This window comes from Mucilaginibacter sp. (assembly GCF_028287845.1).
Classification (GTDB): Bacteria; Bacteroidota; Bacteroidia; order Sphingobacteriales; family Sphingobacteriaceae; genus Mucilaginibacter.
The window spans coordinates 1-16,948 of record NZ_JAQBOW010000118.1 but is presented as its reverse complement, the minus strand read 5'-3'; the positions used below and the strand labels follow the sequence as shown (position 1 = coordinate 16,948).

9 protein-coding genes are annotated in these 16,948 nt (G+C 39.1%); all 9 read left to right on the top strand.

Going from position 1 to position 16,948, the window contains the following annotated elements; translation table 11 throughout:
• The first annotated feature begins 3 nt into the window (after positions 1 to 3).
• Complete coding sequence (locus tag JWP71_RS12120) at positions 4 to 1,407, top strand: RagB/SusD family nutrient uptake outer membrane protein (RefSeq protein ID WP_299500252.1); 1,404 nt, start codon at positions 4 to 6, stop codon at positions 1,405 to 1,407.
• 73 nt (positions 1,408 to 1,480) lie between these two features.
• Entirely contained in the window at positions 1,481 to 2,887 is a 1,407-nt protein-coding gene (locus JWP71_RS12115; protein WP_299500249.1) for a M20/M25/M40 family metallo-hydrolase, read from the top strand.
• Between the two features lie 265 nt (positions 2,888 to 3,152).
• Positions 3,153 to 4,757 (top strand): DUF6377 domain-containing protein, encoded by a 1,605-nt coding sequence (locus JWP71_RS12110; protein WP_299500246.1) that lies wholly within the window; start codon positions 3,153 to 3,155, stop codon positions 4,755 to 4,757.
• Positions 4,758 to 5,120: 363 nt separating this feature from the next.
• Positions 5,121 to 8,246, top strand: a complete 3,126-nt coding sequence (locus tag JWP71_RS12105; RefSeq protein ID WP_299500243.1) for a TonB-dependent receptor — start codon at positions 5,121 to 5,123, stop codon at positions 8,244 to 8,246.
• A 24-nt stretch (positions 8,247 to 8,270) separates the two neighbouring features.
• Positions 8,271 to 10,091 (top strand): RagB/SusD family nutrient uptake outer membrane protein, encoded by a 1,821-nt coding sequence (locus tag JWP71_RS12100; protein WP_299500240.1) that lies wholly within the window; start codon positions 8,271 to 8,273, stop codon positions 10,089 to 10,091.
• Between the two features lie 123 nt (positions 10,092 to 10,214).
• Positions 10,215 to 12,347, top strand: coding sequence for a glycoside hydrolase family 97 protein (locus tag JWP71_RS12095; RefSeq protein WP_299500237.1), 2,133 nt, complete (start codon positions 10,215 to 10,217; stop codon positions 12,345 to 12,347).
• 171 nt (positions 12,348 to 12,518) lie between these two features.
• The gene (locus JWP71_RS12090; protein WP_299500235.1) at positions 12,519 to 13,262 is read left to right on the top strand and encodes a DeoR/GlpR family DNA-binding transcription regulator; all 744 of its coding nucleotides are present in this window, start codon (positions 12,519 to 12,521) and stop codon (positions 13,260 to 13,262) included.
• A gap of 269 nt (positions 13,263 to 13,531) precedes the next feature.
• On the top strand, positions 13,532 to 14,725 hold the full coding sequence (locus JWP71_RS12085) for an anhydro-N-acetylmuramic acid kinase (protein ID WP_299500232.1): 1,194 nt from the start codon (positions 13,532 to 13,534) through the stop codon (positions 14,723 to 14,725).
• A 49-nt stretch (positions 14,726 to 14,774) separates the two neighbouring features.
• Positions 14,775 to 16,948: SusC/RagA family TonB-linked outer membrane protein (locus tag JWP71_RS12080; protein WP_299500229.1), on the top strand; the 2,174-nt coding region annotated here is incomplete at its 3' end.

Below are 16,948 nucleotides of genomic sequence, written 5' to 3'. Positions count from 1 at the left end.
ATCATGCAACTTAAAAAATATTATATAGTATTAATGTTAGCTGGTGTAGTTATAACATCATGCAAAAAAAGTGATTTATTTGAACAACCGTTGGATGCGGTATCGGCAGCAACCGCTTTTAGCACGCCAGACCGAATAGATAAATCAGCTACCGGTATGTATGCTGCAATGCAAAACCCCAACTGGACATGTGGCCGGCACCTTATTTATTGCGATTTAATGGGACTTGACGCCAACCCTGCTCCATATTTTGCACAAGTAGGTTATTTTGATAAAATGAATGCTAATGATGGGATTGTTTCTGCAGCCTGGACAGCCGCTTATAACACCATTTATGTAACCAACCTGTTTGTAAAAAGCTTTGCTGCTGTACAAAGTATGGTTCCGGCCGCCAAGGCAAGCCAGTATTTTGGCGAAGCATCTTTTATAAGGGCATATAATTATTTTTATATGATCAATTTCTGGGGTAAATCCTACCTTGATCCGGCCGGTCCGACAAATAACCCCGGTGTACCATTAGTCCTTACTGCCACAGAAAATGCCTTTGATGCTTCTAACTTTATACCACGCTCAACTGTTAAGCAGGTATATGACCAGATTGAGAAAGACTTGCTGGATGCCGAACAAAAATTACCACTAAACTACCCCGGTGATAGTTATACTACCGTATCAAGGGCCACAAAAGGTGCCGCCAGGGCTATGCTGATGCGCTTATATCTATACGAAGGTCAATGGGCTAAAGCCATAACTTATGCTGATCTGGTAATTAATTCAGGCTTGTATAAATTGAACGCCACCCCTGAGGTTGCTTTCAGAAACTATACCACACAAGAATCTATCTTTTCTGTGGCTTTTAGCGGATCAAACAATCCGGGCAGAAATAACGCCCTTGCCGCCCACTATTATCCCGGTATCAGAAATGATATAACTGTTAGCCAAAGTTATTTGTCGCTAATGGATACTACAGTTGATTTAAGATATAAAAACTTAATTCTTAAAAGCAATAACCTGTTCTGGAGTAACAAATACGTTAGTTTTTCGGATTGGGCGCCGCTGATAAGGTACTCAGAGGTTTTGCTGGTTAAGGCAGAAGCCCTTGCCCGTTTAAGCTCTGCTGTAGTTGATCCTGCCGCTTTAGGATTATTGAACCAGGTACGTGCCCGTTCAAAAGCCAGCATAGTAGTGGCAGCAACACCTCAAAGCCTGATTGATGCGATTTTAAAAGAAAGAAGAATTGAACTAGCTTTTGAAGGTCAATCGTACTTTGATTTTCAAAGAAACCTGCTTGATTTACCTGCACATACTACTGTTACAGCTCAGCCTTATGGCACTAACTTCAGGGTGTGGCCTATACCACTTCGTGATATAAATATTATGCCAACTCTTGTGCAAAATCCGGGTTATTAATTAGTAATTATTATAGTTAGGTAACAAGTATTTACTTGTTACCTTTTTTACAAAAAAACAATAGATTTAAATTATGAAAAAAGCATTTGGATTATTAATTGCAATGGCTGCTTATACCTGCACGTTTGCGCAATCGCCGGTTATTATACAAAAAGATCCGCTTATAGAAAAAATGGTTAGCGAAGTATCTGCCGATTCATTACATGCCACCATTCTTAAACTGGTAAGTTTTGGCACGCGCAACACCTTAAGCACAACAACAGACCCTAAAAGAGGGATCGGCGCGGCCCGTAACTGGATATTAAGCAAGTTAAATACCTATGCTAAAACATCTGGCGGAAGGCTTACGGTTAAATTGGATACCAATAACTACCGGCCCGACGGTAAACGGATAGACGTACCTGTTATACTTACCAATGTGGTTGCCACTTTAAAAGGTACTGATCCTAATGATCATCGCGTGTTTATAATCAGCGGCCATATGGATAATATGCGTACCAGCGTGATGGATCGCGAAGGTGATGCACCAGGAGCCAATGATGATGGCAGCGGCTCGGCGGCAGTAATGGAATGTGTGCGCATCATGAGTAAGCAATCTTTTCCGGCAACCGTGATATTTGTTACCGTATGCGGCGAGGAGCAAGGTTTAATAGGTTCAAATTTTATGGCAGTAAATGCCAAAAAAAATGCATGGGAAATTGGAGCCGTACTGAATAACGATATAATGGGCAGCAATAACAGTAATGAAACCAACATTATCGAAAACACAAAAGTACGGGTATTTAGCGAAGGCTTGCCTGCCATTGGAATGGATGCTCAAAAAGCTGCAGCCATACGTGCTTCGGGTTTAGAAAATGACGGGCCTTCACGGCAGTTAGCACGTTATATTAAAGAAACAGGCGAGCGCTATGTTGATAACCTGGAAGTATTTATGGTTTATCGCCCTGATCGTTTTGGGCGTGGCGGCGATCATCTGTCTTATCAGCTGCAAGGATTTACCGCGGTACGTATTACAGAAATGAATGAGAATTTTCGTCATCAGCACCAAAATATACGCACAGAAAATGGACTTGAATATGGCGATTTACCAGAGTACATGGATTTTGAATACCTGCGTAAAAACACAGCTTTAAATTTATGCAACCTGGCCAATTTAGCCAAAGGGCCATCAGTACCGTTAGATGTAACTATATATACAGCAGGTTTAGGAGGAAACTCTACGTCTTTATTATGGAAGGCCCCGGCAACAGGTAAACCCAAGGGTTATTATGTGATGATGAGGGAAACTACCAGCCCGGTATGGCAAAAAAAATTCTTTACTACCGATAATACAATAAAACTACCATACTCTAAAGATAATTACTTTTTTGCTATACAATCTGTTAGTACAGATGGTAATGAAAGCTTACCGGTAGTACCTTCTGTTTTGCGCAGAACTAACTCCGCAGCAACTCCCGCGGTACCAGCTAAAGGACAATAGGTTTATGTTAAATGCCCCGGGCGTTCCGGGGCTAATACAATACAATACAATAGATCAACTATTGTAAATAATCTTTTTATTTGAAAATTCAACCTTTTCAGAATTAACCTGCTGCCACTTCTCAAAGGCAACAATTAAAAGGAGTAATACATTTCAATATTTTTTTATACTTTTAAAAATATAACTTAATAGTTATCAAGCCAAAGGCTGCAAAGCCTAACCAATTATAAATAAACTTTTAATCCATATTAAAACACAGGTTATCATGAAACGGATATTATTCATAATTCCATTTTTATTACTGTTTCATGCTGCGTTTTCAAATAAAAGTTACGATTCGCTTTTAACAAAGCTCAATTCCACCTTGGATAAAAAAGAATCGTATGATGATGAAAAGCTGAAAAGAATTGAAAAGCTGCAAAATAGTTTAGATGCAGCAAGCAGCGGAGATTTGAACTTAAAATATGCTATTTATTTAAAACTTTATAATGAATATAAAAGCTTTAATTATGCGCAGGCATTTAGCTATGCGCAAAAACTACAACAAACAGGTCGTTTATTAAATGACCCGGTAAAAATTGCCGTCAGCAGAATCAAGCTTGGATTCATCCTGCTTTCATCAGGCATGTTTAAGGAAACATTCGACTCGTTAAAAACCGTTAATGTTAATCTACTGGATAATGAAGCTAAAAAAGAATATTATTTTTTGACCGCCCGAACGTACTATGACCTGGCAGATTTTGATAAGGATAACTATTTTACCCCCATCTATAATAACAATGCAGGAAAATATATCGATTCGGCATCTGCCTTGTGTAACAGAAATTCTTTTGAATATATTTATTATAACGGATTAAAATATTTAAAAACCGGCAATACAAGTAAGGCTGTTGATGAATTAAAAATGCTTATTGGTCATTACCGTTTAACAGACCACGAGTTTGCAGTTGCCGTTTCAACTTTAAGTGATATCTACATACGGAAAAGTATTCCTGATAAAGCCATTGAGCTATTAATTACCGCAGCCATGGCCGATGTGCGGTCATCTACAAAGGAAGCAGCAGCAATGACAACTTTAGCCCAATTATTGTATAAAAACGGCGATGTGAAAAATGCCTATGTATACATTAAACAAGCTATGGACGACGCTATATTTTACGGTGCCAGGCAACGTAAATTACAGGTAAGCGCCATATTGCCCATTATTGCCAGCGACAGGATAAATAATGAAATGGAACAAAAACGCGCGTTGTTTTTCTTTGCATCGTTGTTAACGGTATTGATATGTGTGGTAATAGTATTTGCGGTTATTATTTACAAGCAATTGCAAAAGTTAAGAATTGCTGATAAAATAATTTTAGAAACAAACCATAATCTGCAAAATACCATTATCGAATTAAACGAAGCAAACACAATAAAAGAAGAATATATTGGCTATTACTTTAATCTTATTTCTGAATACATTAATAAACTGGATAAGTTTAAACGTTCTGTTGACAATAAGTTAACCACTAAACGATTTGATGATATCCGCATATTAGTTAACAATATTAACCTCACCAAAGAAAGAGAAGAGTTGTTTATAAATTTTGATAAAGCCTTCCTTAAAATATTCCCAAACTTTGTCCATGCGTATAATGCCCTGTTTTGTGAAGAAAACCGTGTGAAACTACTCCCTAACCAATTACTAAATACCGATCTGAGGATTTTTGCTTTAATAAGACTGGGAATTAATGATACCGAAAAGATCTCCCATATCCTTGAATATTCGGTTAATACAATTTACAACTACAAAGCCCGTATTAAAAGTAAATCTATTGTTCATAATGATGAATTTGAGCATGCTATAATGGCAATAAAGGCAATATGATGGTCTATATTAGCTTATGTTATTTATACCAGGTTTATATTTTAACGAAATAATTATCTGAATAATATATTGATAATCAACTAATTATATTAAATATAAGTTTATATTTCTTTATATTTTAATTTTGAAACTTGCTGCTGTCCAATATATCTACTCTCTTTGATGTGTAATTCTTCGCAATCGTTATAGTGACGCGGCAATTACCAATTATAACCAGTTTTAACACTTATTAATATTTATTTAAAATGTATCAGCATCACATTGGTATGGAAACGTGCCTGCGTGTTTGAATGCACTATATAAAATGACTATACAAGTAAAATAATTATGCTTAACCAATTACTCACATCTAAATAAATCATTATGAATAAAAAACAATTACTATTAAAGTTACTTTTTTGTCCCTTGTTTTTATTGCTGTCCGTAGCGGCATTTGCACAACAAACATTAGTTTCAGGAAAAATTACTGATGAAAAAGGAGAACCAATTCCCGGTGCAACCATAATTGTAAAGGGGAGTCCGAACGGATCAAATACTGATATAAACGGAAATTACGCCATTAAAGCAAGCGGCAAAAGCGTGCTTGTTTTCTCAAGCGTAGGTTTTGTTAAACAGGAAGTAGCCGTTAATAACAGGACTATTATTAATATAACACTTACAAATGATGACAAGCTGCTAAATGAAATAGTAGTTATTGGTTACGGCACACAGCGCAGAAGGGATATTACCGGGTCTGTATCTTCAGTTAGAGGGTCTGATTTTAAGGACCAGCCAATAACCAACCCTATATCAGCCTTACAGGGTCGTGTTGCCGGGGTTAATGTTATTCAAAGCTCGGGTGCGCCGGATGCTACCCCAAGTATTGTTATAAGGGGGCTTGCATCCTTTCATCAACCCATTCCTTTATACATTGTTGATGGGGTGAGGGTGCCTGATGTAAATAGCATCAACGTACAGGATATTGCCACCATTGATGTTTTAAAAGATGCCGCCTCGGCCGCCATATATGGCTCTGCAGCGGCGGGTGGTGTTTTGGTTATTACCACAAAAAAAGGTTCAGGAACACAGCCAACTATCAACCTTAGCGCACGCTATGGCATTACCAAACCTAAATTGGTTACCCTGCTTGATAAAAACGGCTTTATACAACTGCAAAACATTGTTAATCCTAAATTTTTTGCCGGCGCTAACAAGTTAGATACTTTAGCTAATACAGACTGGGTACATACCATGTACCGGGATGCAGTTGAGCAGAACTATAATTTATCAATTTCTGGTTCAACGCCGGTTGTTAATTATCTTTTCTCAGGGTTTTACAATGGCCAAAAGGGTGTTTATCTTAAAAACTATTCCAACATTGGCGGGGCACGTATCAACACCGATTATAAATTAGGCAAATTCATAACAATAGGTGAGCAGCTAGGTATATCGCAGCGCCAAACCTCACCATTGATAGGCAACGAGGCTAATCTGCATAATGCACCTTTCAGAACGCAGCCCATCATCCCGATATATAACAAAGACGGGAGTTACGGCACAGTACCGGCCGGATATAATGGGTTGGCATTTCAAGGACCAAACCCTTACGGTGCGGTACAATCAGCAACTGCGTCAAATGCTAAAAATAATTTGCAGGCAAATGTATATGCTGATATCAAATTGCCGCTGCATTTGGATTTCCGCACCACTATTGGTTATTCTTATTATTATGAAGCGCAGGATTATTTCCAGGATGCTTATAAATTTGGCTCGGTTTCATTACCAAATAATACGCTTAACAAATATGATGTACAAAGCAGCCAGTTATTAACTAACTATGTACTGAGCTATAACCAAAGTTTTGGCAAACATAATATCAGTGCTTTAGCCGGGTATGAGCAAATTGTGAACAAATACAATAACCTGTATGCCAGCGAAAGCTCCATCGGAATAAACGGTTATTCTTTTGTTCAAACATCATCTTCGGGTTTGGCGCTTTCAGGAACGAATGATCCTAACGGCCTTATCAAATCGCAGTTTGGTCGTATTAACTATAATTATGCTAACCGATATTATCTATCAGGCTCTATCAGGCAGGATGCCAATTATAATGTATTTGGTCCTAACCAACAAAAAGGTGTGTTCCCTGCAGCATCAGCCGGCTGGAATCTGGGCGAGGAAGAGTTTTTTAAAAACGGGGTGCCTGCGTTCAATGCGTTAAAATTACGCGGCAGCTACGGCTCGTTGGGTAATAGCAATATTCCTGCTTATAGCTATGCTTCTACCTACACCCAGAATAATACCAGTACCGGCATTTCTGGTGGCGCGCAAGGCTTTGCGCCGGGCCAGCCTTTTCAAATTGCCAATACTACCACCAAACTTCCTAACCCAAATGTGCATTGGGAAACCGTTACCGAAACCAATATCGGTATAGATGGTGAAGCATTAGGCGGCAGTCTTTATTTTTCTGCAGAGTGGTATAATAAAAACACTAAGGATATGCTTTATGCCCTGCAATTACCCACCAGTACCGGTTTGACAGCGCCATATATAACAAATATTGGCAAGGTTAATAACACAGGGTTTGATTTTATGGCTGGTTACCGTAATAAAGTGGGCGATGTGGGTTATGATATCAGCGTAACCGCGGGATTCAATAAAAACAAAGTGGTTAGTTTAGCAGGTGCAGCTACCGATGCTGTTTATGATGGTTATAACTATTACAGCAATGGTGACCAGGCTTTTCAAATGATGGCCAACCAAACGCTTACTATTAGTAAAGCCGGGCTTCCATTGGGTTCTTTTTATGGCTATAAAGTGTTAGGCATATTTACAACTGATGCCCAGGCAGCCGGGCAAAAGGTTAATGGTAATACAGCACACGCCGGCGATTTGCACTATGAAGACTTAGACGGCAATGGCACTATTAATTCTAATGACAGGCAGGTTATTGGCAATCCAAATCCTAAAGTAGTATATGGTATCAATATGCATTTTAACTATAAAGGATTTGATTTGGCGCTGTTATTTAACGGTGTGGCCGGGGTGCAATTGTTTAACGGTGTAAAAGCTTATGAGCAGTCACTATTCCAGGACGGTAATACTACCAGCCAGGTATTTAATGATTCATTTTTAGGCAACAACGGTCTTACCAAACAGCCGCGTTTGGGCATAGCACAAAGCGGCGGATTTACGTTGGACCCCAACCAGAATTATAGCTCGGTAAACAGCTATTTTGTAGAAAGCGGAGACTATTTAAAATTAAAAAATGTGCAATTAGGCTATACCTTTAAAAATAGCCTGCTGCAAAAAGTCGCTATTAAATCGGCAAGGATATTTGTGATGACCAACAATGTGTTCACCATCACTAAATACTCCGGCCTCGATCCAGAACTGGGTAGTGCCTTTACGCCATCCGGCTATGGCGCGGTAACTACACAAGGTATCGACGCGGTAACTAATTATCCGCAAACAAAAATTTACACAGCAGGCCTGGATCTTACTTTTTAATATTCACTTTAAAAAACTATGAAAATGTTAAAATATATATATACAGCAGCACTGGCGGTCATCTTAATAACCGGCTGTAAAAAATCACCTGTAAACGTTGGGCCAACCAACGCGTATGACGCAACCCGTTATCCATCAACGTTGGCTGATCTGCAAAGTGTATTAGTTTCTTGTTATGCTAATCTGCGCGACCAGGGTATATACGGTTTCCATTTTTTACCCAAAGCATTGTCAAATTCCATGCATACAATCAACTCGGAATATAATGGCGACCCGGCTTGGAACGAAATGGCCAATACCAACCTAAGCGTGAGTAATCAATATTCGGGTGAGGCATGGCAGGCATTGTATACCGGTGTAAAAAACTGTAATGTTGCCATTTCTGCGGCAAATCAATACACAACCCAACACCCCGGCTTAAGCGCGGCTGATAAACAAACCGTTAATTTAATACTTGGGCAGGCCTATTGTTTACGCGGCTGGTATTACATGGAGCTGGAATGCCTTTTTGGCGAAAGTTACATGACCGCCGGCGGTGCCAATGGCGATAAAATGGGCGTGCCGATTTATACAGCTTTGCCAGCGGGCCTTGCAGAAACCCAGTTAGCACGGTCATCAGTTAAAGATGTATGGACGTTGATTGAAAGCGACCTGCAAAAAGCGGCAACTTTACTAAAAGGAAAAGCATGGGGCTCGACCGAACTGGCGCGCGTAACCGAATGGTCTGCAAAGGGTTTATTAGGTAAAGCATACGTTTACACCCAGGACTGGACCAACGCTAAAACAACTTTACTGGATGTAATTACCAATAGCGAAAAAGTATTAATGCCATTTGATACTTATCAAAATGCCTTTAACGGTTCCAATAAATTGAATAGTGAATCATTATTTGAATTATATATTGACCAGGATTCAAAAGGTGGTTATGGTATTTACAGCGGTGCCGCAAACTCATCAACTATTAATGGCCTTATATGGGCACCAAGAACATTTGGCGGGTATAATGGGAGTACACCTTTTAACGGTACTGAAACCCAAACGCAGGCACTTGGTTATCCAAACGAGTTCTTTCATGATAAAAACGTAACCCGTTTTGGTTTTACTTTAGGCAGCAACTATACTCTTGTGGCTAATCCTAAGTATAATGCCTCTGTAGGGCCAACTTTTTATAACCAGCAATTAACCATAGACCCTGTATATAAGCAAAACGCTTTACAGATACGCACCGATAAAACTGCCGACCCGCGTTTGTTTGTAAATGCTTTACAACCGTGGATCGATTCGGTTAAGTTTGACGGTAACACCTGGGCCAAGGTTTCTAAAGCGGATGTTTATGTTGGCGATCCTACTAAATACGGCTGGAGCGTTAAAAAATATGCGCCGATAGATTATAATGAGAACTCTATTAATTCGGATAAATGGGATTATTATATTCTGCGTTTGGCAGACGTATACTTGCTATATGCCGAAGCTGCTATAAAAGGCGGCGACGCGATAACCGGGCTTGAATATATTAACAAAGTTAAGCGCCGTGCTTATAGCTATCCTATTAACTCACCATCACCTGTTGATTATCTGACGCTTACCAGCCCAACCAGTGCCACAGACCCGGTTTTAGGTACCAACCCGCTTTATTATGAGCGTTGGGCTGAACTATTTAATGAGGGTTCATGGTGGTTTGATGTTTGCAGGTGGCGCATAGGGCAATCAGAAGCAACCTATTATGCAAGCGCTTTAAATGTTAATGGTGCGCTGCAATGGAGCGATGCAAAATCGTATACATGGCCCATTCCGTTAAATGAAATAAATTCAAATAGCAAGATCAAACAAAATCCAGGATATTAATAATTGGTTGGTTTAGTGTAAAGCCTGTAAAAAGGCTTTGCACTTTTTAATCTTTATGCCTAAAGAGCATGGGTAAAAAGAACTGCCATGTTCTGAAATCCGCATGTTAAAATTAAATTATACATGAAATACATATATATATTCCTGCTTGGCTTTATAATTCCGTTAGGTTTGGCCGCTCAGGAAAAACCGGCAGTTAGTGCAGGCATGAACAAGGTGAAGCTTGATTTTAGGCTTGATGCCCAGGGACATCCTGAATATGCGGTATACTATGATCAAAAGCCAATTATAAAACCATCCCGTTTGGGTGTTAAACTATTAGATAATACCGGGCTTGATCATGGTTTCGTAATAACTGGTACCGAAAAAAAATCAATCGACGAACAATGGAATCCGGTTTGGGGCGAGGTTAAAACTATACGCAACCATTATGAACAGGTAATTGTTCATTTAAAACAAAATGGCCAAGGCAGATTGATGGATATTGTTTTCAGGGTATTTGAGGATGGCGTAGGTTTTAGGTATGTGTTTCCAAAACAACCTGATCTAAAAAATTTTATTGTAACAGACGAGGTAACCGAATTTGCTCTTGCAGGCAATCATAAAACATTTTGGATACCAGGCGATTATGATTCTAATGAGTATCCGTACACCACATCAGCTATAAGCGAAATAAATAATCAGCCTATAGTTGCTTCATCTGATGACATCGCGGTAAAAACAGTACCGGATAAATATGCTGTGCAAACGCCGCTAATGATGAAAACCGCCGACGGTTTGTATATTAATATCCATGAGGCTGCCTTGGTAAATTACACATCCATGCAGTTGCATGTTGATATTGCCACATATAAACTTACGGCCAGCCTGGTGCCGGATGCACTGGGTAACAAAGCTTATATGAGCGCTCCCTGCTACACACCATGGCGCACCATCATTGTAAGCAATAAAGCCGCTGATATACTGGAATCAAAAATAATTTTAAATTTAAATGACCCTTCAAAAATTACTAATACCTCTTGGATAAAGCCAATGAAATTTGTAGGTGTTTGGTGGGAAATGCAAACCGGCAAAGCTACCTGGAACTATGCAAACCGGGCAGATACTGTTGGTGCCGATGGCCAGCTAATACCCAACAAGACCCATGGCGCAAATACAGCCAATGTAAAACGGTACATTGATTTTGCCGCTAAAAACGGCATACAAGCGGTGTTGGTTGAAGGTTGGAACTATGGATGGGAAGAATGGTTTGGTGCCTGGAAAGAATACGTTTTTGATTTTGTAAAACCTTATCCCGATTTTGATGTGGCGGCCATAACAAGCTATGCCTCGTCTAAAGGTGTAAAAATGATCATGCATAACGAAACATCAGGTTCGGCCAGCGACTATGAACGGCAAATGGATACGGCTTTCCGGTTTATGAATAAATACGGCTATACTTCGGTAAAAACCGGCTATGTTGGTAAAATTATACCGCGCGGAGAGCATCACGACGGCGAATGGATGGTTAACCATTATGTTAGAGCCGCGCAAAAGGCTGCCGACTATCATGTCATGATTGATGCGCATGAACCGGTAAGGCCAACCGGTCTGCAGCGTACCTACCCTAACTGGATGGCCAGTGAGGCCGGGCGTGGTAACGAGTATAATGCTTTTGGCCATGGCAATAAACCAGAACACGAAACTATAATGCCGTTTACACGCTTTATGGGGGGGCCAATGGATTATACGCCCGGAATACTTAAAATTACAGATTATACGTCATTGCCTGATAAACAAATTCATACCACCCTGGTGAAACAACTGGCCCTGTATGTAGTGTTGTACAGTCCGCTTCAAATGGCTGCTGATCTGCCAGAAAATTATGAAAAGTATTTGGATGCATTTCAGTTTATTAAAGATGTACCTGTAGATTGGGATGACACCAAAGTTATTGAAGCTGAACCTGGTAATTATATTACAACCGCAAGAAAAGAAAAGGGGAGTGAGAATTGGTTTATAGGTGCTATAACCAATGAAAATAACCGAAACGCCTCGGTGCCGTTAAATTTTCTGGATAAAAAAGCAAAATACATAGCTACTATTTATGCAGATGCAGCTAATGCAGATTGGAAAACTAACCCGGAAGCCTACAAGATTAACAGCTACCTGGTTGATGCAAATACTACGCTTAATTTAAAGTTAGCTAAAGGTGGCGGGGCCGCTGTTAGCATTAAGCAAGCTTCAAGTACTAAAGGGATTCCAATTTATAAATAGGTTATTTAACATTCCTGTCATCATAAACGTTTTATATATTAATTTTAATATTAGCCCTTACCCTTTGAACTGCTTAGCTGAGATCATGAGTTTTAAAATTGAATTTATATCATTGTTTAGAAGACTTTTATAAGTTTATTTGTAATTACATATAGACCTATATTATTTGATATGTTAAAGGAAGAGCGCCTAAATTATATTATAAATCAGATAAATATCCATAACAAAGTATTATCTGCTGATTTAAGTGTTCAGCTTAATGTTTCAGAAGATACAGTTAGACGAGATTTAAATGAGCTTACGGATAGTGGACAGATCATAAAAGTACACGGCGGTGCTATTTCTAAATCTTTCCATTATCCTTTTTCGGAAAAAGAGGTTTATAAAAAAGACGCTAAAAAAGAGATAGCACGTAAAGCTATTGAATTGATAGAGGATGGTATGGTTATTCTTGTTGGCGGTGGCACCACCATGATAGAGTTAGCCAGGATGATCCCGGAATCATTGCATTGCACATTCTTTACTATAAGCCCGTTAGTGGCACTGGAGCTTGCCGAAAACCCCAGTTTAGATGTTAATCTTATTGCGGGTAAGCTATCATCCAACTCGCAAACATTGGTGGGCGCCCAGGTTATTAACCAGCTATCAGAAATTGAGCCGGATATTTGTTTTTTAGGTACCAATGGAGTTTCCCTTAAAAATGGGATAACAGACTCAGACTGGGAAGTTGTCCAGGTAAAAAAGGCAATGATTAAGTCGGCAGCCGAAACAGTTATATTAAGTATAAGCGAAAAATTAGATTCCTCACAAAAAATGAAAGTGTGCTCCCTTGACGCTATCACCTATCTCATTACCGATATTGATCCTGGGGGTGGAAATTTGGAAAAATATAGAAAAAAGGTAAAACTACTTTAATCCCATAAAAAATAGTCGTATATTTTTGTGTAAATTTCATACTATAGTTTCTAATAATAAATAATTAGTGGGATTCTGAACGCTTAACTGTATACAATTTGCGTTTATTTGCGGTTTTTTTAAAAAAAAGCGCATAATGATGTTTTGTTTAAAAAAAATAATAGTATAATTACATATTAATAATACATGTAGACAAGAAGTTGCTGTTGCGTTTTTTTGCGTTGTGAGAGATAATTTATAGTAAAATCTTAGTTTACTAATTGAATTATATGAATTCGAACATAGAAACACTTTACAAAATAGCAAACAAGCCCGAAAAAACTATTATTGGCTTAATGTCCGGTACTTCTTTTGACGGATTAGATATAGCTGTCTGTAAGTTTACAGGATCCGGACTTGAAACGAATGTAAAAGTTAGTCACTTCACTACGATGGATTATGCGCCCGATTTTAAAGAAGCGCTAAAAGAAGTATTCGCGAAAAAACAGGCAAACCTTGAGCAAATTACCATACTTAATGAAGTTATAGGTACTTATTATGGCGATTTAATTTTAGAGTGTCTTAATAAATGGGAGATACCTGCGACAGAAATAGACTTAATAGCCAGCCATGGTCAAACTATTTTTCATGCGCCAAAACATCAACACCGTATAGCTAATTACCCTAATGCAACTTTGCAGATAGGAGATGGCGACCACCTGGCGGTAAAAACAGGAATTATTACACTTAGTGATTTTCGTCAAAAACATATAGCTGCCGGCGGCGAAGGTGCACCATTGGCTGTTTACGGCGATTACCTTATATTTTCAAGCCCGGGCGAAAACCGGATCATGTTAAATATTGGCGGTATTGCAAACTTTACTTTTTTACCCTCGGGTAATTCAACAGGATTTTTTTCTACAGATGTTGGTCCGGGCAATACCCTTATGGATCAGTTTGTACAATTGAAATCACCGGGGAAATATTATGATAAAAATGCAGAAATGGCTTCTGCTGGAAAGGTAAATGAACTATTGCTCAATGCATTGTATGACCATCCATTCTTTAAAACTGATTTTCCAAAAACTACCGGCCCCGAGCTTTTTAGTTTAACGTATTTACAAAATGCAATTATAGTTTCTGGGCAAGAAGATATCTCAGATTTTGATATAATGGCAACGCTCGTTGCTTTTTCTGCCAAAGGAATAATTGAAGCGATAGAGAAAAATATTTCGGTAGATAAACCTTTTGAAATTTATTTAAGTGGTGGGGGCATGTATAATCCACTGCTTGTTAAATACATAGAAAATCACTTTGGCCGCAAACTTAAATCAACAACGGCATTAGGGATACATCCTGATGCTAAGGAAGCTGTATTGTTTGCCTTGCTGGCCAATGAGGCAGTGGCTGGTGGTAAAACCAGTTTTGGAGATCATCCGGGATTACCTACCGTATCAATGGGAAAGATTAGTTTCCCTAAATAAAAACTAAACAGTACATAAAAAAAGAGCAACTAACTAAAATCCAAACAATATGAAAAAAGTATTACAAACATTTAAACATGGTCGGTACCTGTTGGCATTACTGGTTGTAATGTGTTATGGAGAGCTGGCCCTTGCACAAAGTGCTAAGGTTACTATTAAGGGTATAGTAACAGATGCTCGTGATAAAGAACCCATTCCCGGAGCTGCTGTAAGGATATCCGGCACCCAGTTTGGCGCCACCACAGATATTAATGGTGGTTATTCATTTACGGCAACGGTTAAAGGGCCAACCATTATAGTTGCCATTAGCTTTACCGGTTACCGAACCTATACTAAAACTATCGCATTTACAGGCCAAAACGATATTACAGTAAGTACAGAACTTTCAGAAGACGCGCTAAATCTTAATGAAGTTGTTGTAACCGGTAATACTGTCGAAACTACTAAAAAACAATTGGGTAATGCTATATCAACCCTATCTGCAAAAGATTTACAAGGTGGTGCGGCAACATCAATTGACCAGGCTATGGCCGGTAAAGTTGCCGGAGCTCAAATTTCTCAAAACTCGGGTAATCCTGCAGGTGGTATAAGTGTGCATTTGCGCGGAAACTCTACCATAGCAGGTTCAAGCGACCCGCTTTATATTGTTGATGGTGTTATTATTAATAATAGCTCAGATCAATTGGTTGATTTGGGTGGTTATAGTCAAAACAGGTTGGTGGATATCAATCCGGCTGATATTGATCACATCGAAATTATAAAAGGTGCCGCGGGCGCTGCCATTTACGGATCGAGAGCAAGTAATGGTGTTGTACAAATATTCACCAAAAAAGGTAAATCCGGCGCGCCTGTTGTTACGGTTTCAACACAATTTCGCAGCAATTCAATCCGTAAAAAACTGGCGTATAATACTGAACCATTCCGTTTTACCAACACAACTGCGTCTGATCTGTCTACCGTGCCGGTACAGCGCTATGATTTACAGAGCATGATTTTCAGAACCGCATCAGGTACAGAAAGTAACGTTGCCATAAGCGGGGGTACAGATAATACACAATATTACATAAGCGGGGGTTATTTGGGTAACCAGGGTATTGTAAAAGGTACAGATTTTCAAAGAGGTACCGGCCGTGTACGGGTTGATCAACGATTTAATGATTGGTTAAAAGTTAGTGCAGGCTTTAACTATAGTTTGAGTGGTAGCAGCGAAATACCTAATGGCGGTATAAACGAAGCTTATGGCGCGTTAACAGGTTTTATTTTTGCCAATAACTTTATTAACCCTAATCCAGACCCGGTTTCTGGTGTTTACCCGGCACTTACCCTCCCAGGCGGTTTGCTAAGGACCAACCCCTTAGAGGCCATTAACAGGTTTAACTTTCATCAGCAAACAAGCCGTTTTATAGGTGATATTCAAGTAACTATTACACCTTTAAAAAACTTGTCTATTAACTACACATTGGGTTATGATAACTCAACCCAATTGGCCACAGGCTTTATACCTGTGGGTAATACTACACCAACTTATGGTACAGGTTATGCAAGAAGGGCAGACAGGCTTGACTTGTTGCTTAACAATGATATAAATGTTGCTTATAAAGCTGCTTTTAGAGCATTTACATCATCTACAGCAATTGGTGCCACCGCACAAACAGAGCGTATAAGCTCTTCGGGTATAACAGGTACGCAATTAAGCCCTGTCAGTCAGTCGGCTGCGAGCGGAACTACAATTGTTGCCAGTGATGTCAGATCAACTTTAAATATTTTAGGGTTTTTTGCACAGGAAACTATCGGCTATAAAGACAAAATGTATTTAACCGGCGCTATCCGTAATGATGTATCATCATCTTTTGGTGCAAACGACAGGTGGCAGTATTATCCTAAATTAAGCGGAACGTATCTTTTATCTGAAGAAAATTTTTGGAAAAAGTCTTCTTTAGCATCGGTTATTCCAAACTTTAAGTTAAGGGCTTCTTATGGGCAATCGGGTAATTTAACAGCTATAGGCCCTTATGATCAATTTAGCAGTTATATACCGGTTTCTTTAGCCAGCTTGCCTGGAGTAATAGCTCCGGTTCAATTGGGTAATCCTAATGTTAAGCCAGAACGTCAAACCGAAAAGGAAATTGGTTTGGATGCAGGTTTCCTGAATGATCGTTTAGGTTTTGAATTTACTTATTACAATAAAGCTGTAAAAGATCTTTTATTGCTGGTAACCTTACG

What these genes read in the sequence shown, in the direction of transcription:
- JWP71_RS12120 (WP_299500252.1), top strand. Translation starts at nt 4, where the DNA reads ATGCAACTTAAAAAATATTATATAGTATTAATGTTAGCTGGTGTAGTT.
- JWP71_RS12115 (WP_299500249.1), top strand. Translation starts at nt 1,481, where the DNA reads ATGAAAAAAGCATTTGGATTATTAATTGCAATGGCTGCTTATACCTGC.
- JWP71_RS12110 (WP_299500246.1), top strand. Translation starts at nt 3,153, where the DNA reads ATGAAACGGATATTATTCATAATTCCATTTTTATTACTGTTTCATGCT.
- JWP71_RS12105 (WP_299500243.1), top strand. Translation starts at nt 5,121, where the DNA reads ATGAATAAAAAACAATTACTATTAAAGTTACTTTTTTGTCCCTTGTTT.
- JWP71_RS12100 (WP_299500240.1), top strand. Translation starts at nt 8,271, where the DNA reads ATGTTAAAATATATATATACAGCAGCACTGGCGGTCATCTTAATAACC.
- JWP71_RS12095 (WP_299500237.1), top strand. Translation starts at nt 10,215, where the DNA reads ATGAAATACATATATATATTCCTGCTTGGCTTTATAATTCCGTTAGGT.
- JWP71_RS12090 (WP_299500235.1), top strand. Translation starts at nt 12,519, where the DNA reads ATGTTAAAGGAAGAGCGCCTAAATTATATTATAAATCAGATAAATATC.
- JWP71_RS12085 (WP_299500232.1), top strand. Translation starts at nt 13,532, where the DNA reads ATGAATTCGAACATAGAAACACTTTACAAAATAGCAAACAAGCCCGAA.